This is a genomic window from Mesorhizobium sangaii (assembly GCF_014207355.1).
GTDB classification, from domain to species: domain Bacteria; phylum Pseudomonadota; class Alphaproteobacteria; order Rhizobiales; family Rhizobiaceae; genus Mesorhizobium; species Mesorhizobium sangaii.
Genome location: NZ_JACHEF010000002.1, coordinates 520,664 through 547,163 on the forward strand (window position 1 = coordinate 520,664; position 26,500 = coordinate 547,163).

Consider the following 26,500-nt stretch of genomic DNA (forward strand, 5'->3'; position numbering starts at 1 on the left):
AACAGTCCCGAGTGTTGTATCAAGCCCCACCGACGAGAATACCTGACAGGGAAAGAAAGAATGCGGGGCCTAAAGAAAATGTCATTAAGTTTAGCTCGCGCTAATCTAATGATCGCAAGTTCAGCCGCCCTGTGGCTGGTCTTGTCGGCGGCAGGACCGGCCCTTGCCGAAGACGCCAAGCCGGCCCAGCCCAAACCTGCTGATTCCAATGCAAAACCTGCCGATGCCAATCCGTGGGCGGTGAACTGCTCGAGCGGCTCGGCAACCGCCGAGCTTCAGTGCCAGGTGTCGCAGAACCTGACCGAAGCCAAGTCCGGACAGCGCGTGCTGACCGTGACCGTGCGCCGAGACAACGCCAATGGCGGCCTGGCCATGCTGCTCGCGCTGCCGCATGGCCTGTTCCTGCCGTCCGGCGCCTCGTTCCAGATCGACCAGGGCCAGAAGACGACCCTAGCCATCCAGACCAGCGACCAGAACGGCGCCTATGCCGCCACCCCGCTGTCAGCGGACCTCATCAAGACCATGAAGTCGGGAACCAATCTGAACATCGGCATGGAATCGGTCACCCGCAAGCCGGTCACCATCCCGGTATCGCTGGCCGGCTTCACGGCCGCCGTCGCCAAGCTGGAATCGATCAAGTAGCGGGCTCGGCCTGCTTTTCCTCGCGGCCGTCACAGAGCAATCGCTTCAGACCTAAGACAGCTCCAACTTGTGGCGGGGACCATCAATTTCTCGAGTCGGCGCTGCCCCTCATCGCCCTGCCGGGCACTTCTCCCCGTATAGTGACGGGGAGAAGTGGCTGGCCGCAACGATGGCGCCTTTTCTGCAGCACTGACAATTCGCGAAACCATCGATGACAGCGCCCCTCTCCCCGTCCCTGTACGGGGAGAGGATGCCGGCAGGCAGGTGAGGGGCAGCGCCAACGTCCGAAAAAGGGTGGGGCAAACCCAAATCTGAAGCGACGCCCTGGCGGCAGTCAGAGAGTCGCCGACCGGCGCGCTCCCTGTCAGTCCGCCGGATGCGCACCCCGCATCGCCACTTGATTGTCCGTACCCGGAATGCTCCGTTGCCGCTTCAAACATCCGGAGAAAATTCATGACGGGCTTTGTCGACCGCCTGCGTGCGACGCAGCTGATGGAACCTGCAGGCCTTCAGGCGCTGGTGCTCTGCGCGCCCGAGGCATTCCACTATGCGACCGGTGCCTGGATCGGCCCGGCGGGACTGTTCCGGCGAACCGGCGCCGCCTTCGTCGTCATCCCGGCCCGGCAAGACCTGCCGATCGGCGTGGTGGTGGGGGACTTCAACGCGGCACAGTTGCAGGCCGCATTGCCGGACGCCGTGGTCCGCAGCCACCCGATCTGGATCGAAACCACCACGCTTGACCCCTCGACCTCCGGCCATGCGATGGCGCAACGCATCGAGGCCGGTCTCGCATCGTCTGGCCGGTCGGCCGATTTTTCCCGGCCGGCGACATTCAACCTGGCCAATTCCGCCCGCGAGCTGAAGCAGATCCTGACCGGCTTCGGGCTTGACCGAGCGGCGCTCGGCGTCGACCTCGATTTCATTGCCGTGGCCGATTTTTCGGTCCTGCAGGCGATGCTCACGGGTTGTTCGATGGTCGACGGTTCGGCGGTGCTCGATCGGTTGCGGGCGGTGAAGTCGCAACGCGAGATCGAGCTGCTCCAGCAAGGCATCATCCTGTCGGAAGCCGGGCTGGACCGGTTGCAGGTGGATGCCATGGCCGGCATGCGCCAGGCCGATCTCGTCGCGCTCTACCGGGAGGGCGTCGCCACTGCCGCGGCCGGCCTGTCGCATCCGGTCGCCACTGCCGAATATGTAACGCTTGGCGCCCGGGCCAAAGGCGCCGATGCCAAGGCAGCGCCCGGTGATCCGCTGAAGTGCGACATGGTCTGCACCGTCGGCGGCTACGCCTCCGACATGTCGCGCAACTTCATTTTCGGGCCGCCATCCGCTGAACAGGACGAGCTGCATGCCATCGCCGAGCGGGCCTTCGAGGATGGGCTGGCGGCCCTTGTTCCGGGAGCCTCGCTCGGCCATGTGCATCGCGTCGCCAGCGACAGCCTGGCGCGGCAAGGGCTGCGCTCCTACCGCCGCGGCCATTTCGGCCATGGCGTCGGCCAGTCGGTCTTTTCCGAACAATGGCCGTTCATTTCCGCCGACAGCGAGGTCGTGATCGAAGCCGGCATGGTGCTGGCCTTCGAAATCCCGCTCTACATCGACGGCCTCGCCAGCTTCAATCTCGAGGACCAGTTCCTGGTCACGCCGGATGGGCCGGTTGCCATGAACCGCTTGCCAAGACGGCTGGAGACGATTGGTTAGCGAGGGCGGTTTGGTCCTGGTGGTTGTACGCTGCAGGAGTAGCGCTCCACAGCGAGATGCGCCAAGGTCGATAATTGAGTTTTCGCGCCGTGTTCGGCGCCTTTGCGGCAAGAGGAAGAAATGCTCGACATGGCACCATCGAAACAGGCGGCCGCATGGCTCGGCTCCTTTGCCAAGGCGCTCGAAGCGGGCGACGTGGCGGCGGTAAGCAACCTGTTCGTCGACGACTGCTATTGGCGCGATCTCCTGACCTTCACCTGGAACATCACGACCATGGAAGGCCGCGGGGCGATCGCCGACATGCTCGCGTCGACGCTGGCGGCGACGAAGCCGGCCGCATGGCAGCTGACCGGCGAGGCGACCTCGGACGAGGGCACTGTCGAGGCCTGGTTCAGCTTCGAGACCGCATCGGCGCGTGGCGAAGGCGTCATGCGGCTGCACGATGGCCGCTGCCGGACGCTGTTCACCGCGATGACCGACCTCAAGGGGTTCGAGGAGCGCAAGGGACCAGCGCGGCCGCTGGGCGTGCGCCACAAGGCCGACCCCGGCCGCGAGACCTGGACGGAGGCGCGGGCCCGCGAGACGCGCGACCTCGGCGCCGGCGAACAGCCCTATTGCCTTGTCATCGGCGGCGGCCAGGGCGGCATCATGCTGGGCGCGCGGCTGCGCCAACTCGGCGTGCCCACAATCGTCATCGAGAAGAACGCGCGGCCCGGTGATTCCTGGCGCAACCGCTACCGCACGCTCGTGCTGCACGACCCGGTCTGGTACGATCATCTGCCCTACATTCCGTTCCCGGAAAACTGGCCGGTGTTCACGCCCAAGGACAAGATGGGCGACTGGCTGGAAATGTACACGCGCGTCATGGAGCTCAACTACTGGGTCGCCACGAAGTGTCTCAGCGCATCCTATGACGAGGTCGAAAAGGTCTGGACGGTCGTCGTCGACCGCGTCGGCCGCCACATCACACTGAAGCCGAAGCATATTGTCTTCGCCACCGGCGCCTATGGCCCGCCGCGGCGGATCGATCTGGCCGGCGCCGATCAATTCAAGGGCGAGTTGCTGCACTCCAGCCAGTATTCCAGCGGCGAGAAATTCCGCGGCAGGAAGGTCGCCGTCATCGGCGCGGCAAGCTCGGGGCATGATGTCAGCGTCGACCTCTGGGAGAGCGGTGCGGAGGTCACCATGATCCAGCGCTCGCCGACCACCGTGGTCAAGTCGGACACGCTGATGGAAGTCGGCTTTGAGATCTTTTCGGAGAACGCGCTGGCGCGCGGCATCACCACCGAGAAGGCCGACATGATCGTCGCCTCGACGCCCTTCGCGCTGGTGCCGAAGGGCCAGCAGGCGCTCTACGAGGTGATCAAGGCGCGCGACGCAGCCTTCTACGACCGCCTGCGCGCCGCCGGCTTCGCCATCGATTTCGGCGACGACGAGACCGGCCTGCTGATGAAGGCCTACCGCACCGGCTCCGGCTACTACATCGATGTCGGTGGTTCCGACCTGATCATCGACGGCGAGATCGGCGTGCGCAGCGGCGTCGCCATCAAATCGCTGACGCCGACCGGCATCCTTTTCGAGGACGGCAGCGAGCTTGCCGCCGACGCGATCATCGCTTGCACCGGCTTTCAGTCGATGAACGAGACGGTGGCCGCGATCGTCTCGCGCGAGGTCGCCGACAAGGTCGGCCCGTGCTGGGGGCTTGGTTCGGGCGTGAAGGGCGATCCCGGACCGTGGCAAGGCGAGTTGCGCAACATGTGGAAGCCGACCGCGCAGCAAGCGCTGTGGTTCCATGGCGGCAATCTGGCGCTGTCGCGCTTCTATTCGAAATACGTGGCGCTGCAGATAAAGGCACGCATGGAGGGGCTTGAGACGCCGGTTTATGGGGCGTTCAGCAATAGTAAGGGAATCGCCTCCGACAGATGACGACTCTCAACTCGCACCGTAGACGGCCACTTGCCGACGTCGGCGTCGCCCCTCATTGCCCTGCCGGGCATTTCTCCCCGTGAACGGGGAGAAAAAGCTGGCCACAGCGCGGGCGCCCCTCTTGCAACGCTGGCGATTGGCGAAATCACCCATGAAAGCGTCCCTCGCCCCGTTTACGGGGAGAGGATGCCGGCAGGCAGGTGAGGGGCGGCGCCGACGCTCAAAGAAAAAACGCAAAGCCGCGCCGTGCGCCACTGATCAGCACTTCCAAGCATCGCCTCAACCATAATTAGGCACTCTCACTCATCCCGGTGTCCGAAGTGCCTTGCCGCCACCTCGACATGCGTATGCGCGGCATGCGCCTCGAAACGCTCGGTCTCGCTGGCATCGTTGATCGCCTCGTTCGGCCACCAGGTGCCGCCGATGGCGATGCCTTCGCAGACCAGCCGCTGGTCGGCGACCAGCGAGGCGCCGACCGCATCGACGAAGGTGAAGCGGCCTGGGCGCTGCCGCAGCACGGCGACGTCGCCGACGGTGCCGACCGCCAGTGTGCCGAGGTCAGGCCTGGCAATCGCCCGCGCCGGGGCTTGCGTCGCGGCGCGCAGAACCTCGACCAGGGGCATGCCGAGCGCCAAAAGCTTCGACATGCAGACCAGGATATCGAAGGCCGGCCCGTCGACGCAGTAGAGATGCACGTCGCTGCTGATCACGTCGGGCGCCAGCCCTTCCTCGAGCATGGCCCGCGCCACCGCGAAATCGAACGAGCCCATGCCATGGCCGAGGTCGAAGATGACGCCGCGCTCGCGCGCCAGCCGCATGTCCGGCCGCACCGCGCCGGAGGCGAAAACCGGCGCGTTGGGGAACGGCCGGAAGCAGTGGGTGAGGATGTCGCCCTTGCGCAGGCGCGGCAGCACTTCCGAGCGGCCTGGCGGCGGCTCGTCGATATGCGCCATCAGCGGCAGGCCGGCCTGGTCGGCGGCCTCCAGCGCCAGGTCGACAGGGGCGATGCCGCTGATGCCGCCGGCATGGCGCCCGGAGCGAACTTTGACGCCGACCACGACGTCGCGGTGTTCGCGTGCCGCAGCCACGACCTCGCGCGGCTCGCAGAGCCTGAGATCGCTGCACTCGCCGACCGACACCGTCTGCGAGAAGCCGAAGATGCCGGCAAAGGAAATGTTGACATAGGCCAGGATGCGCACCTTCGAGCGCTCCATGACATGGCGGCGGAAGCCGAGGAAATTGCCCGCGCCCGCACTGCCGGCATCGATGAAGGTGGTGGTGCCGCTTTTGGCGGCCAGCCGGTCGGCATCGACGCCGAGCGAGGTACCGCCCCAATAGACGTGGCTGTGCAGGTCGACGAGACCCGGCGTGACGATGCATCCGGTAGCGTCGACAACCTGCGCGGCGCGGTCGGCCGGGATATCAGCATCGACCGCGGCAATGCGGCCATTGGCGATGGCGACATCGCGCGGCGCATCGAGCCCGGTGGCCGGGTCGATTAGCCGTCCGCCCTTCAGCAGGAGGTCGAATTGCATTGAGGTAACCTCCGTTTCGTTGCTCGCCGCCTCAGGGACGACAATCTCCTCAGGCCGGCCGGTAGGCGACCGCCTCGACTTCGATCTTGATGTCGATCATCAGCCGCGACTCGACCGTGGTGCGGGCCGGCGGGTTCTTCGGGAAGTGCCTTGCATAGACCGCATTGAAGGCGCCGAAATCGCGCGCATCCTCAAGCCAGACCGTGGTCTTGACGACATCGTCCAGGGTGCAGCCGGCCAGCGCAAGTGCTGCCTTCACATTGGCGAGCACCTGTTCGGTCTGTTCCGTTATGCCGCCCTTGACCACGATGCCGTCGCTGCCGACGGGAACCTGGCCCGAGACATAGACGAAATCGCCGGCGCGCACGGCCGGCGACAGCGGCACATGCGACGTTCCAAAAGTCTGCTTCGGCAAGGGACGGCCTCCTCTGATGGCGTGACGGAGCGCCATGGGGAGCGCTCGCTTCGATCGACATTTATCGCGATCAAGGCGATCCTCATAGGGGCCTTGTTGGAAAGCAACATTTTCACGGAGTCCATGTTGCTTTATTACAGAAGCGCTTGCATCGTGCGCGCCGCCACGTTGCTTTGAAGTGGTGACGATAGACGCATTCGTGAGACCGGAGACAGTGAAAAATGACCTACGACAAGAACCCGTTTCCGGCCGGCGACGCCGATCGCCACGCGCTCTGGGAAATGCTGGTGCAGCGCGACATCGACGCCTTCATCGGCCAGGACTGGTCGATGGTCGAGGATGATTTCGTGGCCTCGAGCTTCTTCGGAATGCATGCGCATTTCCTTAGCAATGCCGACGCCTGGCGGCTGCAGTTCCCGCGGCTGGAGGTCTATCGCGACGAGTGGCTGCGCCAGGCCAAGGAGACCGCGGCGACGAAATTCGCCGAGCCGCTGCGCGAGGCGCTGTTTCGCGTCACCAACATGCGCGACATCGATGTCGACGGCGACCGCGCCGTGCTGCACAAGAAATTCGATGGTTCGGTCGCCAAGGCGGACGGCAGCGTCGACAGGCTGAAATGGCAGACGCTGTATTTCTGCACCAAGGTCGCAGGCAGCTGGAAGATCGCCGGCTTCGTCGGCTACATGCCGTATCCGCTTGGCGGCTAGAGCATGATCGCGAGAGACCAGCCGTCGCTCAGTAGAGCGTGACGAAGGCCGGGAACAGCAGACCGGTCGCCCGGAAATGCTCGACCAGTTCGATGGCTGGGAAGATGGCGAGGAAATAGAGCCCGTCATAGAATGTGCGCTTCAGCGCCTGCGTCGAGAACTGCATCTGGTCATGGTCGTAATACAGAAGCGGATTTGGCCAGAACCGCGGCGTGTTCTTGACATAGGCAAGGTAGGCCGGTCCGAACTTGCCGAGCAGAAATCCGGCTTCCTTGCGCGCCGTGACGCGGAAGATGAAAAAGCTGGCAAGGCCAAGGGCGACGGCCGCCAGCAGAGAGCCATAGAGCAATCCGACGCCGACCGCGCCGACCGTCGAGAAGAAGTAGAGCGGGTTCTGGGTCATCGAAAACGGTCCCGTCGAGACCAGTTCCTCGTTCTTCTTGCCGCCGACATAGAGGATGCTCCACAGCCGTCCGATGACGCAGACCAGCACCAGGCAGAAGCCGAACAGTTCGAGCGTCTCGTGCCCGTTCGAGCCCTCGCTGAGCGCCGGTTTCGTGACAAGCAGAAGCAGCACCGCCAACACCGCCGCCACCCGCACGAAGATCAGCCGCTTGCGTTGGTTGAAGGCCCGTGAAACCGGTTTTAGGGTAGCGTAGGTCATCGTGTTTCCTGGAGCGCTGGCAAGCACGCGTTCGGCAATCCGGGGGGACACCGGGTCACCCCATTGATGGCGGATGCAAGGCGCCCGCCCTTCTATCAGCGCACCGCGAGGCGTTCGTAAAGGCTTTTCGCGCGGCCCCAGCCCATTCTTACGAATTTGTAAGCCGCCGGACAGGCGAGCGTGAACTCGCTTCCCTACTGTGTCGATGCCGGATCCGCCACGACGGGCCGGAGACAATCGCCGCAACCGGCATCAGACAGGGAAACATCTCATGGGACGATTTGCGCTAGCCATCGCACTGGGCACCCTTGCCGTGTCCTGTCCGGCTTCCTCCGTGTTTGCTGCCACCGCGCCTTGCGAGGGTACGCTGAAGACCCTTCGTGCGGCGGAGGCGGCGGCCACGCTCAGCGCCTCGGACAAGGCGAGGGTCTCGGAACTGGAGACCAAGGGCATCGAGCGCTGCAACGCAGACGACGACAAGCGCGCCGACGAGTTCTTCGCCCAGGCCATGAAGGTCATGGGCAAATAATGCCGCGAACCACCAGCCGCAGGGACGTCCGCCATGCTTTCTCCCACTAAACCCGCCGCGCCGAGCCACAACAGGGTCCCTGAGGTCACTGTCGATTTCTGGCTGATCAAGCTGATGGCGGTGACCATGGGTGAAACGGCAGCCGACTATCTCGCCGTCAACCTCGGCCTCGGGCTGACCGTCACCTCGCTGGTCATGACCGGCATCCTGATCGTCGCTCTTGTCCTGCAGTTCGCGCAGAAGCGCTACGTGCCCTGGGCCTACTGGCTGGCGGTGGTGCTGATCAGCATTGTCGGCACGCTGATCACCGACAACCTCGTCGACAATTTCGGCGTACGCCTGCAGACGACGACGATCGCCTTCTCGGTGGCGCTCGCAGCGACATTCGCGGTCTGGTACGCCAGCGAAAGAACACTGTCGATCCACACCATCGTCACCACCAGGCGCGAGATCTTCTATTGGCTGGCGATCCTGTTCACCTTCTCGCTCGGCACTGCCGCCGGCGACCTCGTCGCGGAGAGCTACGACATGGGCTACCTGACATCAGGCCTGCTGTTCGGCGGCGTCATCGCCCTCATCGCGCTTGCCTGGTACCTGCTTCATCTCGACGGCATCCTGGCCTTCTGGCTCGCCTATATCCTGACACGGCCGCTTGGCGCCTCCTTCGGCGATCTCTTGTCGCAGCCGGCCGAATATGGCGGCCTGGGCTTCGGCACCATTTTCACTAGCCTGATCTTCCTTGGCTGCATCATTGGTCTCGTTCTCTACATGACCCTGAAGAAAACAGCCGACGAGGCCGATGAAATCCTGCTGGAATCGGACTAGGCGAAGTCTTGTCGGGTCGCATGCCTGGGCGATCAGCCGGAACGCCCATCGCTTCGTCATCCACGGGCGGAGCAAGGAGCGCAGCGACGCAGCGCAGACCCGAGGATCCATGCCGTGACTCGAACGCGTCATCACGGTGCAGGATTCTACTCAGCCGCAATCTTCGGCCAATATCGCGGCATGGATCCCAGGGTCTCCGCGACGGAGCTTCGCTCCTGCTTCGCCCAAGGATGACGAAGTCGGGAGGCCTCAGCCAGACTCGAACGTTCATGAGGAAAGCGCTTCCTGCAGCCTCGTGCCGTCCTAGGAACGGGCCTATGGCGGTGCTAGCCTCTCACAGACATCGGCCACAAAACTTGGAACAGCCATGCGACTTCTGCTTGTCGAGGACGACCACAGGACGGCCGACTACATCGTCCGGGGTTTGACCGAGGCCGGCCATGTCTGCGACCTGCTGCGCAACGGGCATGACGCGCTCTTCGCAGCGACCAGCGGCAGCTATGACGTGATCATAGCCGATCGCATGATCCCGGATCTCGACGGCCTGTCGATGATCAAGGCGGTGCGCGCCGCAGGCGTGCGCACGCCGGCGATCTTTCTCACCTCCGTGGGCGGCGTCGACGACCGCGTCGAGGGGCTCGAGGCCGGCGGTGACGACTATCTGGTCAAGCCCTTTGCCTTTTCCGAGCTTCTCGCCCGCATCAACGCGCTTGGCCGCCGGCCGGCCGCGCAGGAGCAGAAGACCGTCTTGCGGGTTGCCGACCTCGAAATGGACCTGATCATGCGCCGCGTCACGCGCCTGGGCCAGTCGATCGACCTGCAGCCAAGGGAGTTCAGCCTGCTGGAGGTGCTGATGCGCGGCGAAGGCCGCGTGATTACCCGCACCATGCTTCTGGAGCGCGTCTGGGATTTTCATTTCGACCCCAAGACCAGCGTCGTCGAAACCCATATCAGCCGGCTGCGGGCCAAGATCGACAAGCCCTTCGAAACCCAGCTTATCCACACCGTCCGCAACACCGGCTACAGTCTGCACGCAGCGCCATGACCGGAACATGGACCCGCCTGCTGCGCAGCACGCCGTTCCGGCTCGCCCTGACCTTCGCCTTCCTGTTCATGCTCGCCTTCGTGCTGTCGGGCGCCATCGTCTACCAGATGATGAGCGCCGATCTTGCCGAGCAGCTCGACGACACCATCAAGGAAACCTACGCGGTCATCGCGGCGACCTATGCCGACAAGGATCTCAAGGAGCTTGTCGAGACGATCCAAAGCCACTCCATGCGCAGCCCGAAGAAGGAACAGCTGTTTTCGCTGACCGACGCGGCCGGGATTCGCTTGGCCGGCAATTTCACGGCGGCAGGACTTCCCGATGGCTTCTCGATGTTCGACACCGAAATGCCGGGCGTGCCGCCGGACGCCGAATACCGTGCCTATTCCGGCTCGATAGGCGGCAACAATCTGACGGTCGCCTTCAGCCTGTCCGAGACGGAGGAACTGGAAACGATCATGCTGATGAGCTTCGGCTGGGCGACGCTGATCATCACCGGGCTGGCGGTCGCCGGCGGCGCGCTGCTCGCCTCGCGCGTCCAGCGCCGGCTCGACGGGATCGCCGCCACCATGGTGGATGTCTCGCATGGACGGCTGGATGCCCGCATCCCGCTGACCGGCAAGGACGACGACATCGACATCGTCTCCCGCCAGGTCAATGCGGCGCTCGATCGCCTGTCGGCGTTGGTCGAAGGCATGAAACAGGTCAGCGCCGACATTGCCCACGATCTGAAGACGCCGCTCAACCGCCTGCAGATGATCCTGGAAGGCGCCGCCGACCGAGCCGCGCGGGGCCGGGAGGTCTCCGACGATCTGGCCGAGGCGCGCGCCGAAGGCCATCAGATCAACGAGACCTTCGATGCGCTGCTGCGCATCGCCCAGATCGAGGCCGGCGCCCGCAGGGCGCGCTTTACCGACGTCGCTCTCGGCGAAATCCTGCAAACCATCGCCGAGATCTACACCGACGTGGCCGAGGACGACGGCAAGGTGCTGTCGTGGACCAAACTGAACGAAGCCGCGGACCGTATCCATGGCGATCGCGAGCTGTTGACGCAGATGTTCGCCAACCTGGTGGAGAATGCGCTGCGCCATTGCCCGCCCGGCACGACCATCAAGCTGAGGGTGACGCGCAAGGGCGAGCGTGTTGTCGCCAGCGTCGCCGACAATGGACCCGGCATTCCCCCGGACGAGCGCGAACGGGTGTTCCAGCGGCTCTACCGGCTTGACCACAGCCGGTCGACACCGGGCAGCGGCCTCGGCCTCAGCCTTGTCCGGGCCATCGCAGACCTGCACGGCGCGTCGATCGCCCTTGACGATTGCCGGCCGGGGCTCGCCGTGGTGATAAGCTTTCCACTGGCATTTGGTTAGCCGACGATCCAGCTTGGTCCTGAGAGGCCGGCTACACCGAGTCAGCTCAGCGGTCGATGCGCGTCGACAGGATGATCGACGACAAGGTCCGCTCGACCCCGTCCATGGCGCCGATCTGGTCGAGCAGCATATCGAGGTCCCGGATCGACGGCGCATCAACGATGACGATCATGTCGAAATTGCCGCTGACCGAATGCAGCGTCCTGACCGGCGCCAGCGCCTGCAGGCCGCGCACCACCTTGTCGGCGAGCTTGGGCGTCACGGTGAGCAGCACATGCGCCCGCACCAGCCCTTGTTCGTAGTCCGGCGCCAGCCGGACGCCATAGCCGGTGATGATGCCGCGCTGCTCCAGCCGTTCGATCCGGCTCTGCACGGTCGTGCGCGAGACACCGAGCTTGCGCGCCAGTTCGGCGGTCGAGGCACGCGCATTGTCGCGCAGCAGGGAGAGCAGGGCCTGTTCGGCTTCACTGAGCATTTCGACGATTCCCTTCGGCAGAATGCACAATTAGAGTTTCGTTTCGAACAATCCCACGCTTCCTTTCGACGGGCAAGCTGCGATCCTGACGCATGCCTCCCAAAGGTGCGCAGCGGTTTTGGGACAAACGACATGCACAAAACAATGTGCTCAGGTTCAGCTTTTGGGTGAGGGACGTTTCATGAAGAATATTGTTGTTGTCGGCGCCGGCAAGATCGGCTCGACCATTGCCGAAATGCTCGCCGCCACCGGTGACTACCACGTCACCCTCGTCGACCGCTCGGCAGCCCAGCTCGCCGCCGCCGAACTGCCGGCCACGGTTGCCACATTGGAACTCGACATCGAGGCATCGGGCGCGCTCGAAGCGGCTTTGGCCGGCAAGTTCGCGGTGCTCAGCGCCGCGCCCTTCCACCTGACCACGCGCATCGCCGAGGCGGCGGCAAACGCCGGCGTGCACTATCTCGACCTCACCGAGGATGTCGTCAGCACCAGGCGGGTCAAGCAGCTGGCCCTTTCGGGCAAGAGCGCCTTCATCCCGCAATGCGGGCTGGCGCCGGGCTTCATCTCGATCGTGGCCAACGATCTCGCCAGCCGCTTTGACACGCTGGAAAGCGTGCGCATGCGCGTTGGCGCGCTGCCGCAATATCCGTCCAACGCGCTGAACTACAATTTGACCTGGAGCACCGACGGCGTCATCAACGAATATTGCGAGCCCTGCGAGGCGATCGTCGAGGGCGAACTGATCGAAGTGCCGCCGCTGGAGGAGCGCGAGGAATTCTCGCTCGACGGCGTCACCTACGAGGCGTTCAACACCTCGGGCGGGCTGGGCACGCTGGCCGAGACGCTGAAGGGCAAGGTGCGCACGCTGAACTACCGCACCATCCGCTATCCCGGCCATGCCGCGATCATGAAGGCGCTGCTCAACGACCTTGGCCTGCGCCACCGCCGCGACGTGCTGAAGGACATTTTTGAAAGCGCCTTGCCGGCGACACTGCAGGACGTGGTCATCGTCTTTGTCACTGTCTCGGGCCGCAAGAACGGCCGCCTGCTGCAGGAAACCTACGCCAACAAGATCTATTCCAAGCGCGTCGGCGACGTCGTGCGCAGCGCCATCCAGATCACCACCGCCTCCGGCATCTGCGCCGTGCTCGATATGCTGGCCGACGGCAGCCTGCCCGCAACCGGCTTCGTCAAGCAGGAAGACATCGCGCTCGACGCCTTCCTCGCCAACCGCTTCGGCCGCGCCTACGCGCAACACGAAATGGTGAGCCGGCTCGCGAGCTGACGTTTCGCGCCTCTTCCCTTCTCCCCTTGTGGGGTGAGATGCGGTTCGCGCAGCGAACGAAAAGCCAATTGCTTGGCTTTTCGAGCTTCGAACGCCCTGAGCCTGCGAAGGGCCGGGGAATGAATGGCCAACCGCCCGCCGGGTCCCCGCTGCTTCGCAGCGTCCCGGCGTTCGCCGGCCTTTCATCGTGCCACTGGCACGATGAATTCGCTTCGCGAACCGGCTGCTCACCCTCAAATATGCAGCGCGTGCCCCAGCGCCTTGAGCGCCGCTTCCTGGAAGCCTTCGCCTTGCGTCGGATGGGCGTGGATGGTGCCGGCGATATCCTCCAGCCGCGCGCCCATTTCCAGCGCCAGGCCAAAGGCACCCGCCAGTTCCGACGCACCCTGACCGACCGCCTGGATGCCCAGCACCAGATGATTGTCGGCGCGGGCGACGACGCGGACGAAGCCGTCTTCGCCGAGCTTCGTCATCGCCCGGCCGTTGGCGGCAAACGGGAACATGCCGATCTTGATCTCGCCGCCATGGGCCTTGGCCTCCTCCGGCGACAGGCCGGCCGTCACCAGCTCGGGATCGGTGAAGCAGACGGCCGGAATTGAGCGCTTGTCCCAGCTGCGCTTGTGGCCGGCAGCGATCTCGGCGACCATCTCGCCTTGCGCCATCGCCCGGTGCGCCAGCATCGGCTCGCCGGTGACGTCGCCGATGGCGAAAATGCCGCGCATCGAGGTGCGGCACTGGTCGTCGATGCGGATGAACTTTCCTGCCATGTCGAGGTCGATCTGGTCGAGCCCCCAGCCTTCGGTCACCGGCTTGCGGCCGACCGTCACCAGGATTTTGTCGGCGGCGACCTTGGCATTCTTGCCGTCCGAGGTCTCGACCAGCAGCGCGCCGCCCTTGGCCCCCTTGGCCTTGGCGCCGAGCATCACCTCGATGCCGAGTGCGGCGAGCCGCTTGACCACCGGCCGCGTCAGCTCCGCGTCATACTGCGCCAGCACGCGCGGCAACGCCTCGACCACGGTCACCTCAGCGCCCATCTTGGCGAAGGCGATGCCGAGTTCGAGGCCGATATACCCGCCACCGACGACGGCGAGCTTCTTCGGCACTTCGCTCAACGCCAGCGCCTCGGTCGACGAAATCACCGCGTCGCCGAACGGCAGGGACGGCAACTCGACCGGCGCCGACCCGGTGGCGATCACGATCGTCTCGGCGCGGATCACCTGCACGCCGGTCTCGGTCTCGACCGCGACCGTCTTGCCGTCACGAAACGTCGCCCATCCCTGCACGGTCTTCACCCCGGCCTTCTTGAGTAGGCCGGCGACGCCGCTGTTGAGCCGGCTGACGATACCGTCCTTCCAGGCGACGGTCCTGGCTAGGTCGAGCACGGGAGCGGTGACCGAGATGCCGAGCGGGCTGTTGCCGCCCACCATGTGCGACACCTTCTCGAACTCCTCCGCCGCATGGATCAGCGCCTTGGAAGGGATACAGCCGACATTCAGGCAAGTGCCGCCCGGCTTGCCGGCCTCGACGATCACCGTATCGACACCGAGCTGGCCGGCACGGATGGCGCAGACATAGCCGCCAGGACCGGCGCCAATGACGAGCAGCTTGCAGGAGATTTCTTTCATGTCAGCTGCATCCTTCCAGTGAGAACTGGCAGTCGCACTGTCCATCCGGCGTCGCGCTGCCCCTCATCCGCCTGCCGGCACCTTCTCCCCGTATAGTGACGGGGAGAAGGGAGACCGCCGCGACCTCGGCGCCTTCGTTGCAATGCCGGCGATTGGCGAAACCCCCGATAACAGCGTCTTTCTCCCCGTCCCTATACGGGGAGAAATGCCCGGCAGGGCAATGAGGGGCAGCGCAACGCGGCAAGTCTACCTTTTCGAACGAGACATGTGGCTCACCCAACAGGGGTCGGTCTGACGAGGCAGGTAGAGCAAAACGCTGAGAAGGCATTGTTTCACCCTCAATCCACAAAAATCAGCGCCGGCGTTTCCAGCAGGGTCTTGATGCGCTGGATGAAGACGGCGGCGTCCCAGCCGTCGATGACGCGGTGGTCGAAGCTGGAGGACAGGTTCATCATCTTGCGCGGCATGAACTGGGTACCGTCCCACACCGGCCGCACCATCATCTTGTTGACACCGATGATCGCCACTTCCGGATGGTTGATGACAGGCGTCGTCGCCACGCCGCCCATGGCACCGAGCGAGGTGATGGTGATGGTCGAGCCGGACAGCTCGTCGCGTGTCGCAGTGCCGGACTTGGCCGCCTCGGCAAGCCTGATCACCTCGGCGCCGCACTCCCAGATATCGCGTGCCTCGGCATGCTTGACCACCGGCACGACCAGCCCCGACGGCGTCTGCGCGGCAATGCCAATGTGGATGCCACCATGCTGGTGGATGATGCCGGCCTCGTCGTCGAACAGCGAATTGAGATTCGGCTGGTCTGCTATCGCCTTGACCATCGCCCGCATCAGGAACGGCAGCAGCGTCAGCTTCGGCCGTTCCGCCTTGCCCGCGCGCTTTTCCTTGTTGAGCGCTGCGCGCAATTCCTCCAGCGCGGTGACGTCGATCTCCTCGACATAGGTGATGTGCGGGATGCGCGATTTGGACAGCGTCATCTTCTCGGCGATCTTGCGCCGCAGCCCCACCACCTTGATGTCCTCGACGGTATCGTTGCGGGCGAGGCCTGATGTTTTCGCAACCTGGGGTCCGCGCGCCAGGAAGGCTTCGATGTCCTCGTGGCCGATGCGGCCGGCCGGGCCGCTTCCGGCAACTTGCCTGAGATCGATGCCGGCCTCTTTTGCCCGCAGGCGGACCGCGGGCGACGCCAGCGGCTTTTCGCCCTCGGGACGCGGCGCGCCGGAGACGGACGGCTGCCGCGGGCTTTTCGAGACGGCGGGTGCAGGTTTCACGTCTGTCCCGCCTGCCTTTGGCGGCGCCTTCGCGGCTGGCGCGAGAGTTTCGGGCTTCGGGGTCGGCAGCTTCGCCGGCGGCTCGGCTGCCACCGGCTCCACGTCGCCGCCTTGCGGCTTCACATTGCCCTCGCCCGCCACCTTCAACCGCACGATCGGCGAGCCGATCGCCACCGTGTCGCCGATCTCGGCGCCCAGCCAAAGGATTTCGCCATCGACCGGCGACGGAATCTCGACCGTCGCCTTGTCGGTCATCACCGCGGCAAGCACGGTGTCCTCGCGCACGATGTCGCCGATCTTGACGTGCCATTCGACGAGCTCTGCCTCGGCGACGCCTTCGCCGACATCGGGCAACTTGATGATGTGTTCGCCCATCTTAAGCTCCCATGGTTTCCAGCAGCGCCCGGCCGACGCGCGCCGGACCGGGGAAGTAGTCCCACTCCTGAGCATGCGGATAAGGCGTGTCCCAGCCGGCGACCCGTGCCACCGGCGCCTCCAGATGGTAGAAGCAGTTTTCCTGCACCAGCGCCGACAGCTCGGCGCCGAATCCGGAAGTCAGCGTCGCCTCATGCACGATGACGCAGCGCCCGGTCTTCTTGACCGAAGCGACGATGGCGTCGAGGTCGAGCGGCAGAAGCGTCCGGAGATCGATGATCTCGGCATCGATGCCGGTTTCTTCGACGGCGGCCTGCGCCACATAGACCATGGTGCCGTAGGCCAGCACCGTGACCGCCGAGCCCGGCCGGCGGATCGCCGCCTTGCCGAGTGGCACCGTGTAGTGGCCGTCGGCGACTTCGCCAAGCGCATGCTTCGACCATGGCGTCACCGGCCGGTCGTGGTGGCCGTCGAACGGGCCGTTGTAGAGCCGCTTCGGTTCGAGGAAGATCACCGGATCGGGATCCTCGATCGCCGCGATCAGCAGCCCCTTGGCGTCATGCGGGTTGGACGGCACCACGGTCTTCAGCCCCGACACGTGGGTGAACAGCGCCTCCGGGCTCTGGCTGTGCGTCTGGCCGCCGAAGATGCCGCCGCCGGTCGGCATCCGCACCACGATGGGGCAGGTGAAATCGCCGTTCGAGCGATAGCGCAGCCGTGCCGCTTCCTGGGTCAGCTGGTCGTAGGCCGGATACATGTAGTCGGCAAACTGAATTTCCACGCACGGCTTCAGCCCGTAGGCGGCCATGCCGATGGCTGAGCCGACAATGCCGGATTCGTTGATCGGTGCATCGAAGCAGCGGCTCTTGCCGTATTTGGCCTGCAGACCTTGCGTGCAGCGGAAGACGCCGCCGAAGAAGCCGACATCCTCGCCGAACACGACGACTTTGTCGTCGCGCCCCATCGACACGTCCATCGCATCGCGGATGGCCTCGATCATGGTCCGTCTTGGCATGGTCAGACTCCCGCCTGCTGGCGCTGGCGCCGCAGGTGCGGCGGCATCTCGGCATAGAGCCCCTCGAACATGTCGCGCGTCGACGGCTTGCCGCCGGCATGCAGCGTGCCGTGGCTCTCGGCCTCTTTCTGCGCCGCGATCACCGTGTCGAGGATTTCGGCCTCGGCCTGCGCATGCCGTTCGTCCGACCAGATGCCGAGCTGGATGAGATGGTTCTTCAGCCGCACGATCGGGTCGCCGAGCGGCCAGGCATCGGATTCGGTCTTGGGCCGGTAGGCCGAGGGGTCATCCGAGCTCGAATGCGCGCCGGCGCGGTAGGTGACATATTCGACCAGCGTCGGCCCGAGATTGCTGCGCGCGCGCTCGGCCGCCCATTTGGCCACCGCGTGGACGGCGAGATAGTCGTTGCCGTCGACGCGCAGCGACGGAATGCCGAAGCCGAGGCCACGGGCGGCAAAAGTGCCCGAGCCACCGCGGGCGATGCCCTGGAAGGTCGAGATCGCCCACTGGTTGTTGACGACATTGAGCACCACCGGCGCCTTGTAGGTGGAGGCGAACACCAGCGCCGAATGGAAGTCGGACTCGGCCGTCGAACCGTCGCCGATCCAGGCGGCGGCAATCTTCGAATCGTTCGAGATGGCCGAGGCCATCGCCCAGCCGACCGCCTGGATATACTGCGTCGCCAGATTGCCGGAGATCGAGAAGAAACCGTGCTCCTTCGACGAATACATGATCGGCAATTGCCGGCCCTTGAGCGGGTCGGCTTCGTTGGAATAGATCTGGTTCATCATGGTGACCATCGGATAGCCGTCGGCGATGAGCAGGCCGGCCTGCCGATAGGTCGGAAAATTCATGTCGCCGGGCGCCAGCGCCTTGCGGAAGGCGCAAGCCACCGCCTCCTCACCCAGATGCTGCATGTAGAACGAGGTCTTGCCCTGGCGTTGCGCCATCTGCATGCGCGCATCGAAAGTCCGCAGCGTCATCATGTGCCGCAGGCCGGCCAACAACTCGTCGCTGGAAAGCAGGCCGGCCCAGGGGCCGACGGCTTCGCCATTGCGGTTCAGCACCCGGATGATCGAGAAGGCGTAATCGCGGATCGTGCGCGGATCGACATCGATGTCGGGGCGCGGCACCGAGCCGGCCTTCGGGATGGGCACATTGGAAAAGTCAGGCGTTCCGCCCGGCCGCACTTCCGGTTCCGGAACGTGAAAACGCAACATCCCAGCATCGGCCATGACCTTTGTCCTCCAACGTTGCCTGGCCCCAATGTTCCCTGGCCAAGGATATTTGCATATCTGCGCCGCCAGACCAGTGCGAATTCGGTGGGGCAAGCCTTTCGGCCCTCGGTCCCGGCCGCACCGGCCTCCTCGGCACAAGATGAAGATATGTCGGCGAAATTTCTTGTCGATGTTGGGCGGCGGCGCGCAATTAGGAGCAAGATCGCGCGAGGTTTTTCGCCAGATAAGGTTTGGTTGGCAATGGTTGGGTTCCTCTCCCTCACTTACGCCCCGGAGGGGAGGAAGGGCGCCAAGGTTGGCGAACTCGCGCCTTTCCTCTCCCCCGTCGATTGGGGGGAGAGGAACCCAAGCTGGATGCCGTCCCAGCATCATGCTAACCACCGTCCATGGCACAGAAGAAAGCTTTCGAGGTCGATTCCTGGCTGGCCCGTCCGGACCAGCGCATCTCGATCGTCCTGCTTTATGGCCCCGATCGCGGGCTCGTCGCCGAGCGCGCCAAGGCCTTTGCCGAGAAGACCGGCCTGCCGCTCGACGATCCGTTCTCGGTGGTCCGGCTTGACGGTTCGGAGGTTGACCGCGACGAGGGCCGGCTGCTCGACGAGGCGCGCACCGTGCCGATGTTTTCCGACCGGCGCCTCTTGTGGGTGCGCAACGCCAGCGGCCAGAAGGCGCTGGCCGACGACGTCAAGGCGCTGACTGCCGAGCCGCCCCGCGACGCCATCATCCTGATCGAGGCCGGTGATCTCAAGAAAGGCGTCGGGCTGCGGGCCGTGGTCGAGGCGGCGGACAACGCCATGGCGCTGCCCTGCTATGCCGACGAGGCCCGCGACATCGATGCCGTCATCGACGACGAATTGCGCAAGGCCGGCATGTCGATGACGCTGGAGGCAAGACAGGCGCTGCGCCGCAATCTCGGCGGCGACCGGCTGGCCTCGCGCGGCGAGATCGAAAAGCTCATCCTCTACGCCCATGGCCAGAAGGAGATCGGCCTCGAAGACATCAGGGCGATGTCGGGCGACGTCTCCGGCGCCTCTTTCGATGACGCCGTCGACGCGCTTCTCGAAGGCAAGGTCGGCGATTTCGACACCGCCTTCACCCGCCACTGCCAGTCCGGTGGCCAGCCCTTCCTGGTTCTGTCCTCGGCGATGCGGCAGTTGCAGGCGATCCAGGCCATGCGCGGCCAGATGGATTCTGCCGGCCGCAACGCCGCCTCGGTCGTTGCCGCCGCCCGCCCGCCGGTTTTTTTCTCGCGGCGCAAGCTGGTGGAGAAAGCGCTGGAGCGCTGGAGCAGCGAGGCTCTTGGCCGCGCGCTGACCCGGCTGCAGACCGCCGTGCTGCAGACGCGGCGGCGCCCGGATCTGTCCGTCGCTCTGGCGCGCCAGGCGCTGCTTGGCATTGTCGTGGAAAGCAGCCGACTGGCGCAGAGGTAGTTGTTCCGGCGGATGGTTCCGTAACTTTGTACGGGGCCAACTATCAATATCAGTGCCGCCCCTCATTGCCCTGCCGGGCATTTCTCCCCGTAGAACGGGGAGAAAGAGGCTGGCCGCAACGTTGGCGCTTTTCCCGCTACGCTGGCGATTGGCGAAACCGCTGATAACAGCGTCCCTCGCTCCGTTTACGGGGAGAGGATGCCGGCAGGCAGGTGAGGGGCGGCGCCGGCGTACCAAGCATTTGGAATGACAAGCGGATTCGAGTTGAGTCCGCCCTTGGTAGACCAGCCTCCATCAGAATATTCGTCGGCTAACTACCGCTCCTGCTTCAGCCTGCGGCACAGCTCGTCGAGCTGCTCCAGCGACCGATATGCGACACGAAGCGTGCCGCCTTTGCTCTTGTGGTCGATCGACACGATCATCCCGGTCGTGTCGGTCAACAGCTTTTCCAGTGCCAGCGTATCGGCGTCCTTCTGTTCCGGGCTTGCCGCCGGCTTGGCTTCCTTTGTCGCGCTGCCGGCCGGCATCTGCGCCAGCGCCTCGGCCTGGCGCACCGAAAGTCCTTCTTCGACAATGCGCTTGGCAAGGCCGGCCGGATCCTCCGCCGTCACCAGCGTGCGGGCATGGCCCGCCGACAGCGCGCCGTCGACCAGCATGTCGCGGATCACATCCGGCAGCTTCAACAGCCGCAGCGTGTTGGCGACATGGCTGCGGCTCTTGCCGATCACCTGGCCGAGGTCGGCCTGGGTGTAGCCGTGATCGTCGATCAATTGCTGATAGCCGAGCGCTTCCTCGACCGCATTGAGGTCGGTGCGCTGGACATTCTCGATAATCGCCAGCTCGAGCGCGGTGCGGTCGTTGACCTCGCGGATGATGACCGGGATCTCGGTCAGCCCGGCGCGCTGCGCCGCTCTCCAACGCCGCTCTCCGGCGATGATCTCGTAGCGGCCACCCAGCGTCGGCGAAGGCCGCGCCACCACCGGCTGCACGACGCCGTGTTCGCGGATCGACTGAGCGAGGTCGGTCAGCTCGGCCTCGCCGAAATGCCGGCGCGGATTTTTCGGATTTGGGGTCAGGAATTCGATAGGCACCTTGCCGTCGGCGCTCATCCCGGGCTTTTCCGGTGCCACCGGACGATCGATCTCGCCGATCAGCGCTGCCAGCCCACGCCCCAGTCTCTTTCTCGAAAGGTCTTCGCTCATAATACTTCCAGTTAGCATCCAGATCGTTTCGGTATCGAATCGGCTCTTAAATATTCATCGCAGCTAATCAAGCGGCGCGCAATTTGCGCTCGCGGCGGATCACTTCCGACGCGAGCTGCAAATAGGCCTGGCTGCCCGAGCATTTCAGATCGTACAAGATCGCCGGCTTGCCGTAGGACGGTGCCTCGGACACCCGCACATTGCGCGGGATGATGGTCTCGTAGACCTTGTCGCCCATATGCGCCCGCACATCCTGCACCACCTGGTTGGCGAGATTGTTCCGGCCGTCATACATGGTCAGCACGATGCCCTGGATGGTGAGATCCGGATTGATCGAACGGCGCACCTGCTCGACGGTCTCCAGCAATTGGCTGAGGCCTTCGAGCGCGAAGAATTCGCACTGCAGCGGCACCAGCACCGAATCGGCCGCGGCCATCGAGTTCAGCGTCAAGAGATTGAGCGATGGCGGGCAGTCGATCAGCACATAGCCGAAACCGGCCGAACGTTCGGCCGAGGCACGCAAGGCGTTGCGCAGCCGCAGCACCCGGTCCGGCGCCGAGGCGATTTCCATCTCGATGCCGAGCAGGTCGAGCGTCGACGGCACGATCGACAGGCCAGGCACCGCCGTCGGGATCGCCGCGGCTTCCAGATCCAGTTCGCCCGTCAGCACGTCATAGGACGAGACCGTCCGGTCCTTGCGGTCGATACCGAGGCCGGTGCTCGCATTTCCCTGCGGATCGAGATCGACGATCAGCACCTTTTCCCCGATTGCCGCGAGCGCAGTTGCCAGATTGATGGCGGTGGTCGTCTTGCCGACGCCGCCCTTCTGGTTGGCTACGGTGATGATTCGAGGACCATTCTTCATCATGGATCTATGCCAGAAATTCATTTTTGGGTCGCCTGGAGCAAATCAGACAGGTCGAAGATTCGACAATTCGAGGATGACGCCATGCGGGTCGGTCGTGCTCGGATGTTCTACCAGATCGAAGGCCCATCGGTGAACGCTTTCTTGCACTTCGGCACGGTAATCCCGGCCTTTGTGGAACAACCCGCGTGCGCCCGACGTCAGCCAAGGCGCCGACAGGTCCAGCAAGGTCGAAAGCGAGGCCAAGGCACGCGCCGTGACGATCTGCGGCGCCGGGACCAGCGCATGGCTGTCTTCGATTCGGCGCGCCACCACCCGCGCCGGCAGGCCGAACTGGCCGATGACGGTCTGCAGGAACGACGCCTTTTTGCGATTGCTTTCAACCAGATCGATGCTCGCCCCGTTGCGCTCGGCAAGCAGGAAGGCCATGACAAGGCCCGGGAATCCGCCGCCCGAACCGATATCGACCCAGTGATTCGCCGTCGGCTCGATTCGCCCAAGCTGCGCGCTGTCCAGGATGTGACGCTGCCAGACATCGCCGGCCGTCGACTGCGCAACTAGGTTGATGCTGCGGTTCCATTTCTGGAACATCTGCTCGAACGTCACCAGGCGGTCGAATGTTTCACGTGAAACCGGACCGGCCGCGTCCTGCAGGCTCTTCCAGGAGACAGAGTTCACGCAACGTCCCTCTCGGGCCTCTGCGCACTCTCTTCATGGCGGACATGCGCGACGATGATCGCCAGCGCCGCCGGCGTCATGCCTTCCATGCGCTGTGCATCGGCGATGGAGCGCGGCCGTCGCGCCTGCATCTTCTGCTTCAGCTCGTTGGACAGCCCAGGCACGCCGGCGAAATCGACCGTCTCGGGGATCAGCCGGCTCTCTTCATGCCGGATCTGCGCCACATCGCTCTTCTGACGATCCAGATAGACCGAATATTTCGCTTCCGTTTCAAGACGCTCCGCCGTCTTGGCGTCAATCGCCGCAAATTTCGGCTCGACGCCGGCCAGCCAAGCGACGTCGACAGCGGGATAGGCCAGCAGTTCATAGCCGGAGCGGCGCACGCCGTCCCGATTGATCTCGAGCCCATGCCGCGCTGCCTCGTTCGGAGTCATGGTGAGAGCCACCGCCAGCCGACGCGCTTCGTCGAGCTGCTGCATCATATTGCCGTAGCGCTGCATCCGCTGCGCCGAGGCGATCCCCAACTTGGCGGCGAGGGGCGTCAGCCGCTCATCGGCATTGTCGGCGCGCAGCGACAGCCGGAACTCGGCCCGCGAGGTGAACATCCGGTAGGGCTCACTGATGCCGCGGCTGGTCAGATCGTCGACCATGACGCCGATATAGGCCTCGGTGCGGCTGAGCACGATCTGCTCGCTGCCGGCTGCGCGGCGCGCCGCATTGAGACCGGCAAGCAGGCCTTGCCCGGCCGCTTCCTCATAACCGGTGGTGCCATTGATCTGACCGGCGAGAAAGAGACCGCTGACGCGCCTGGTCTCCAGGCCCGTGGTCAGCTCGCGAGGATCGACATGATCATACTCGATGGCATAGCCCGGCTGCAGCATGACAGCGCGCTCAAGGCCGGGGATGGTCTTGAGGATGTCGAGTTGCACATCCTGCGGCAGCGAGGTCGAAATGCCGTTGGGATAGACGGTGTCGTCGTCGAGCCCTTCCGGCTCGAGAAAAATCTGGTGGCCGTCCCGATCGCCGAACTTGACGATCTTGTCCTCGATCGACGGGCAATAGCGCGGCCCGACACCTTCGATTGAACCGGAATACATGGCGGACCGGCCAAGATTGGCGCGGATCAGGTCGTGCGTGGCCGCCGTCGTGCGCGTGATGCCGCACTCTATCTGCGGTGTTTCGATGCGATCGGTCATCAACGAGAACGGCACCGGATCCTCATCCGCCGCCTGGCTCTCCAGCGACGCCCAATCGATGGTCTTCCCGTCCAGCCGAGGCGGCGTGCCGGTCTTCAGGCGGCCAAGCTTGAAGCCGACGCGGCTCATCGTCGCCGAAAGGCCGACGCTCGCCTGCTCGTTCATGCGCCCGGCGACGATCTTCTTGTCGCCGATATGGATGAGGCCGCGCAGAAAGGTCCCGGTCGTCAGAACGACGGCACCACAGGCGAGCCGCTGGCCGTTGGCCAGCAGAACAGCCACGATTCGTCCATCGACGATCTCGAAGTCGAGAACCTCGCCCTCGATCGCATCGAGATCGTTCTGGAGCCGAATCGCTTCCTGCATGGCAAGGCGATAGAGCTTTCTGTCGGCCTGCGTGCGCGGCCCACGCACCGCCGGCCCCTTGCGGCGGTTGAGCAGGCGGAACTGGATGCCGGCGGCATCCGCCACCCGGCCCATCAACCCATCCATGGCATCGATTTCGCGGACCAGATGGCCCTTGCCGAGCCCGCCGATGGCCGGATTGCACGACATCACGCCGATCGTGTCGAAGCGCAGCGTCACCAGCGCGGTACTGGCCCCGGCGCGCGCAGCCGCACTCGCCGCCTCGCAACCCGCATGGCCGCCGCCCACCACAACCACATCATAGTGATCGGTCATTTCCAAATGTCCTGGACTCAAAGAAGATCGAGCGACACATGTCCCCGCAAGGCGATGCTGTCAAGAAAACTCCGCGACTCGTTTCACGTGAAACAACCCTGTGGCGAGTCTTCGCATGTTTCACGTGAATCCGCGCGCCGAACAGCAAAGCAAGGGATGGCGCCGCCCCTCACCTGCCTGCCGGCATCCTCTCCCCGTATAGGGACGGGGAGAGGGCGCTGTCGTCGATGTTTCGCCAATCGCCAACGTCGCAGGAACAGCGACGGCGCCACGGGCGTCTCCTTTCTCCCCGTCCCTATACGGGGAGAAATGCCCGGCAGGGCAATGAGGGGCGGCGCCAACATCCGCGACTGTGTTTCACGTGAGTCACGGAAACCCTCCCCAAAGCGCTGCGACTGTTTCACGTGAGTCATTTTCCAATGCAAAACTGCGCAAAAATCACGTCGAGCATGTCCTCGACATCGATGGCGCCGACGATTCGCCCGAGGCGGTCGGCGGCGAGCCGCAATTCTTCGGCGCGCAATTCCTGCCCGATGGCCCGCTCGTCAACCGCCCGGTGCAAATGACGGTTCGCCTCGCCAAGTAATTCGACATGGCGCAGGCGTGACGGCAGGATATCGCCGGCGCTTCCGGCCGCATGCGTTGCCCGCCGGCCGATTTCCGCCAGCAAGCCCTCCACGCCGGTCCCATCGACGACCGAGATCACGTGATCGTAGCGCCTGTCCGCACTGGCAGCCGTTTGGCCATCCAAAAGGTCTCGCTTGGTGCCGACCTGCAGAGCCGGTATCGCAGACGGGATCGAACTCACCGCTTGCGGCTCCGTAACATCCTGCAACAGCAGCAACAGATCGGCTCGATCGGCCTTGGCCCTTGCCTTCTCGATGCCGATCGCCTCGACCTTTCCAGCCGCCTCGCGCAGCCCGGCGGTGTCGGTCAACCTGACGCGCAGCCCCTGCAGATCCAACACCACCTCGAGCAGGTCGCGGGTTGTGCCCGGCTCATCCGTTACAATAGCGGCATCGCGCCGCGCCAAGGCGTTGAACAGACTCGACTTGCCGGCATTGGGCGCACCGAGAATCACGACCTCGAACCCGTCGCGGATGATTTCGCCGGCGCGAAATCCGGCGACGTGTCGGTCGATCTCGTCGATCATCGCCCGGACATCAGACCAGACCGTATCCGAAACGGAACCTGGCACATCATCCTCGTCGGCAAAGTCGATCTCGGCCTCGATCATGGCGCGGGCGTGGATCAGCCTCCGGCGCCAACTCAAATAGAGCTGGCTCTGAACACCTTCGGCATTCTGGACCGCAAAGCGCCGCTGCGCCTCGGTCTCGGCGTTGACGAGATCGGCCAGCGCCTCGGTTTCGACCAGGTCCACCTTGCCATTGAGAAAGGCACGACGCGTGAATTCGCCAGGTTCAGCATGCCTGACGCCGTCGAAACCGGTGATCGTCTCCAGCATCCTGGTCACCACGGCGCGCCCACCATGAACGTGGAATTCCGCGACGTCCTCGCCAGTAAAGCTTGCCGGACCGGGAAAGAAGACAATAAGGCCGCTGTCGAGCACGGCTCCATCAGGCGCTCGGAACTTGCGCAGCACCGCGGCGCGATCCTTAACGATGCCGCCAGCAATCGTTTCGACTACGAATCGAGTCTGGGGGCCGGAAATGCGGATGACGGCAACGCCGGCAGGAAGCCGGCCGCTCGACAACGCGACAATCGAATCCCTTGAAATCATTTGCCCGCTCTACCGCACTGCCCTAGCTTTGCCTCTTCAACCGCATCGCCGGAGT

The 26,500-nt window shown here is 64.5% G+C and carries 23 protein-coding genes; 10 read left to right on the plus strand and 13 right to left on the minus strand.

Going from position 1 to position 26,500, the window contains the following annotated elements; all coding sequences use genetic code 11:
* Positions 1-108 precede the first annotated feature (108 nt).
* From HNQ71_RS11620 to HNQ71_RS11630, 3 genes are all read left to right on the plus strand, one after another.
* Positions 109-642, plus strand: coding sequence for an invasion associated locus B family protein (locus HNQ71_RS11620; RefSeq protein ID WP_246461469.1), 534 nt, complete (start codon positions 109-111; stop codon positions 640-642).
* Positions 643-1,095: 453 nt separating this feature from the next.
* Positions 1,096-2,340 carry a M24 family metallopeptidase gene (locus HNQ71_RS11625; protein WP_184872716.1) on the plus strand — a complete coding sequence of 415 codons (1,245 nt, stop codon included), beginning with the start codon at positions 1,096-1,098 and terminating at the stop codon, positions 2,338-2,340.
* A 120-nt stretch (positions 2,341-2,460) separates the two neighbouring features.
* Positions 2,461-4,266 (plus strand): NAD(P)/FAD-dependent oxidoreductase, encoded by a 1,806-nt coding sequence (locus HNQ71_RS11630; protein WP_184872717.1) that lies wholly within the window; start codon positions 2,461-2,463, stop codon positions 4,264-4,266.
* A gap of 299 nt (positions 4,267-4,565) precedes the next feature.
* Here the strand turns inward: HNQ71_RS11630 and HNQ71_RS11635 are convergent, their stop codons facing one another.
* Both HNQ71_RS11635 and HNQ71_RS11640 read right to left on the minus strand, forming a co-directional pair.
* Positions 4,566-5,801, minus strand: a complete 1,236-nt coding sequence (locus HNQ71_RS11635; protein WP_184872718.1) for an amidohydrolase/deacetylase family metallohydrolase — start codon at positions 5,799-5,801, stop codon at positions 4,566-4,568.
* A gap of 49 nt (positions 5,802-5,850) precedes the next feature.
* Positions 5,851-6,252, minus strand: coding sequence for a RidA family protein (locus HNQ71_RS11640; RefSeq protein WP_184872719.1), 402 nt, complete (start codon positions 6,250-6,252; stop codon positions 5,851-5,853).
* Between the two features lie 185 nt (positions 6,253-6,437).
* Between HNQ71_RS11640 and HNQ71_RS11645 the strand changes: the two genes are divergently transcribed.
* Positions 6,438-6,923: a hypothetical protein gene (locus HNQ71_RS11645; protein ID WP_184872720.1), complete on the plus strand. Its 486-nt coding sequence runs from the start codon at positions 6,438-6,440 to the stop codon at positions 6,921-6,923.
* Between the two features lie 28 nt (positions 6,924-6,951).
* On the opposite strand, the gene HNQ71_RS11650 is transcribed toward HNQ71_RS11645, so the two are convergent.
* Entirely contained in the window at positions 6,952-7,587 is a 636-nt protein-coding gene (locus tag HNQ71_RS11650; protein ID WP_184872721.1) for a methyltransferase family protein, read from the minus strand.
* A gap of 271 nt (positions 7,588-7,858) precedes the next feature.
* Here HNQ71_RS11650 and HNQ71_RS11655 point away from each other — a divergent pair, with 271 nt between their 5' ends.
* From HNQ71_RS11655 to HNQ71_RS11670, 4 genes are all read left to right on the plus strand, one after another.
* Positions 7,859-8,116 (plus strand): hypothetical protein, encoded by a 258-nt coding sequence (locus tag HNQ71_RS11655; protein WP_184872722.1) that lies wholly within the window; start codon positions 7,859-7,861, stop codon positions 8,114-8,116.
* Positions 8,117-8,149: 33 nt separating this feature from the next.
* Entirely contained in the window at positions 8,150-8,941 is a 792-nt protein-coding gene (locus HNQ71_RS11660) for a COG4705 family protein (RefSeq protein WP_184872723.1), read from the plus strand.
* A gap of 367 nt (positions 8,942-9,308) precedes the next feature.
* Positions 9,309-9,986, plus strand: coding sequence for a winged helix-turn-helix domain-containing protein (locus HNQ71_RS11665; protein WP_184872724.1), 678 nt, complete (start codon positions 9,309-9,311; stop codon positions 9,984-9,986).
* A complete protein-coding gene (locus HNQ71_RS11670; RefSeq protein WP_184872725.1) occupies positions 9,983-11,353 on the plus strand; it encodes a sensor histidine kinase in 1,371 nt (456 codons plus the stop codon). Before HNQ71_RS11665 ends, HNQ71_RS11670 begins: the two co-directional genes overlap by 4 nt.
* Before the next feature lie 46 nt (positions 11,354-11,399).
* Here the strand turns inward: HNQ71_RS11670 and HNQ71_RS11675 are convergent, their stop codons facing one another.
* Entirely contained in the window at positions 11,400-11,828 is a 429-nt protein-coding gene (locus HNQ71_RS11675; RefSeq protein ID WP_095084380.1) for an Lrp/AsnC family transcriptional regulator, read from the minus strand.
* A 181-nt stretch (positions 11,829-12,009) separates the two neighbouring features.
* Here HNQ71_RS11675 and HNQ71_RS11680 point away from each other — a divergent pair, with 181 nt between their 5' ends.
* A complete protein-coding gene (locus HNQ71_RS11680; RefSeq protein WP_184872726.1) occupies positions 12,010-13,113 on the plus strand; it encodes a saccharopine dehydrogenase family protein in 1,104 nt (367 codons plus the stop codon).
* 233 nt (positions 13,114-13,346) lie between these two features.
* Here HNQ71_RS11680 and lpdA read toward each other — a convergent pair whose 3' ends face one another.
* The 4 genes from lpdA to HNQ71_RS11700 form a co-directional block, all read right to left on the minus strand.
* Complete coding sequence (gene lpdA / locus HNQ71_RS11685; protein WP_184872727.1) at positions 13,347-14,738, minus strand: dihydrolipoyl dehydrogenase; 1,392 nt, start codon at positions 14,736-14,738, stop codon at positions 13,347-13,349.
* A 338-nt stretch (positions 14,739-15,076) separates the two neighbouring features.
* Positions 15,077-16,399, minus strand: a complete 1,323-nt coding sequence (locus HNQ71_RS11690; RefSeq protein WP_184872728.1) for a dihydrolipoamide acetyltransferase family protein — start codon at positions 16,397-16,399, stop codon at positions 15,077-15,079.
* A gap of 1 nt (position 16,400) precedes the next feature.
* A complete protein-coding gene (locus HNQ71_RS11695; protein WP_184872729.1) occupies positions 16,401-17,414 on the minus strand; it encodes an alpha-ketoacid dehydrogenase subunit beta in 1,014 nt (337 codons plus the stop codon).
* Between the two features lie 2 nt (positions 17,415-17,416).
* Positions 17,417-18,649: a 3-methyl-2-oxobutanoate dehydrogenase (2-methylpropanoyl-transferring) subunit alpha gene (locus HNQ71_RS11700; protein WP_184872730.1), complete on the minus strand. Its 1,233-nt coding sequence runs from the start codon at positions 18,647-18,649 to the stop codon at positions 17,417-17,419.
* Positions 18,650-19,038: 389 nt separating this feature from the next.
* On the opposite strand from HNQ71_RS11700, the gene holA reads away from it, so the two are divergent.
* Positions 19,039-20,082: a DNA polymerase III subunit delta gene (gene holA / locus HNQ71_RS11705; RefSeq protein ID WP_184872731.1), complete on the plus strand. Its 1,044-nt coding sequence runs from the start codon at positions 19,039-19,041 to the stop codon at positions 20,080-20,082.
* Positions 20,083-20,396: 314 nt separating this feature from the next.
* Here holA and HNQ71_RS11710 read toward each other — a convergent pair whose 3' ends face one another.
* The 5 genes from HNQ71_RS11710 to mnmE all read right to left on the minus strand — a co-directional run bounded on the left by HNQ71_RS11710 (position 20,397) and on the right by mnmE (position 26,445).
* Positions 20,397-21,284 (minus strand): ParB/RepB/Spo0J family partition protein, encoded by an 888-nt coding sequence (locus tag HNQ71_RS11710; protein ID WP_184872732.1) that lies wholly within the window; start codon positions 21,282-21,284, stop codon positions 20,397-20,399.
* Positions 21,285-21,351: 67 nt separating this feature from the next.
* Entirely contained in the window at positions 21,352-22,152 is an 801-nt protein-coding gene (locus tag HNQ71_RS11715) for a ParA family protein (protein ID WP_184873318.1), read from the minus strand.
* A gap of 42 nt (positions 22,153-22,194) precedes the next feature.
* Positions 22,195-22,827, minus strand: a complete 633-nt coding sequence (rsmG, locus tag HNQ71_RS11720) for a 16S rRNA (guanine(527)-N(7))-methyltransferase RsmG (RefSeq protein WP_184872733.1) — start codon at positions 22,825-22,827, stop codon at positions 22,195-22,197.
* Complete coding sequence (mnmG, locus tag HNQ71_RS11725) at positions 22,824-24,704, minus strand: tRNA uridine-5-carboxymethylaminomethyl(34) synthesis enzyme MnmG (protein ID WP_184872734.1); 1,881 nt, start codon at positions 24,702-24,704, stop codon at positions 22,824-22,826. The genes rsmG and mnmG overlap by 4 nt, the downstream gene beginning before the upstream one ends.
* A gap of 409 nt (positions 24,705-25,113) precedes the next feature.
* Positions 25,114-26,445: a tRNA uridine-5-carboxymethylaminomethyl(34) synthesis GTPase MnmE gene (gene mnmE / locus HNQ71_RS11730; protein WP_184872735.1), complete on the minus strand. Its 1,332-nt coding sequence runs from the start codon at positions 26,443-26,445 to the stop codon at positions 25,114-25,116.
* Positions 26,446-26,500 lie beyond the last annotated feature (55 nt).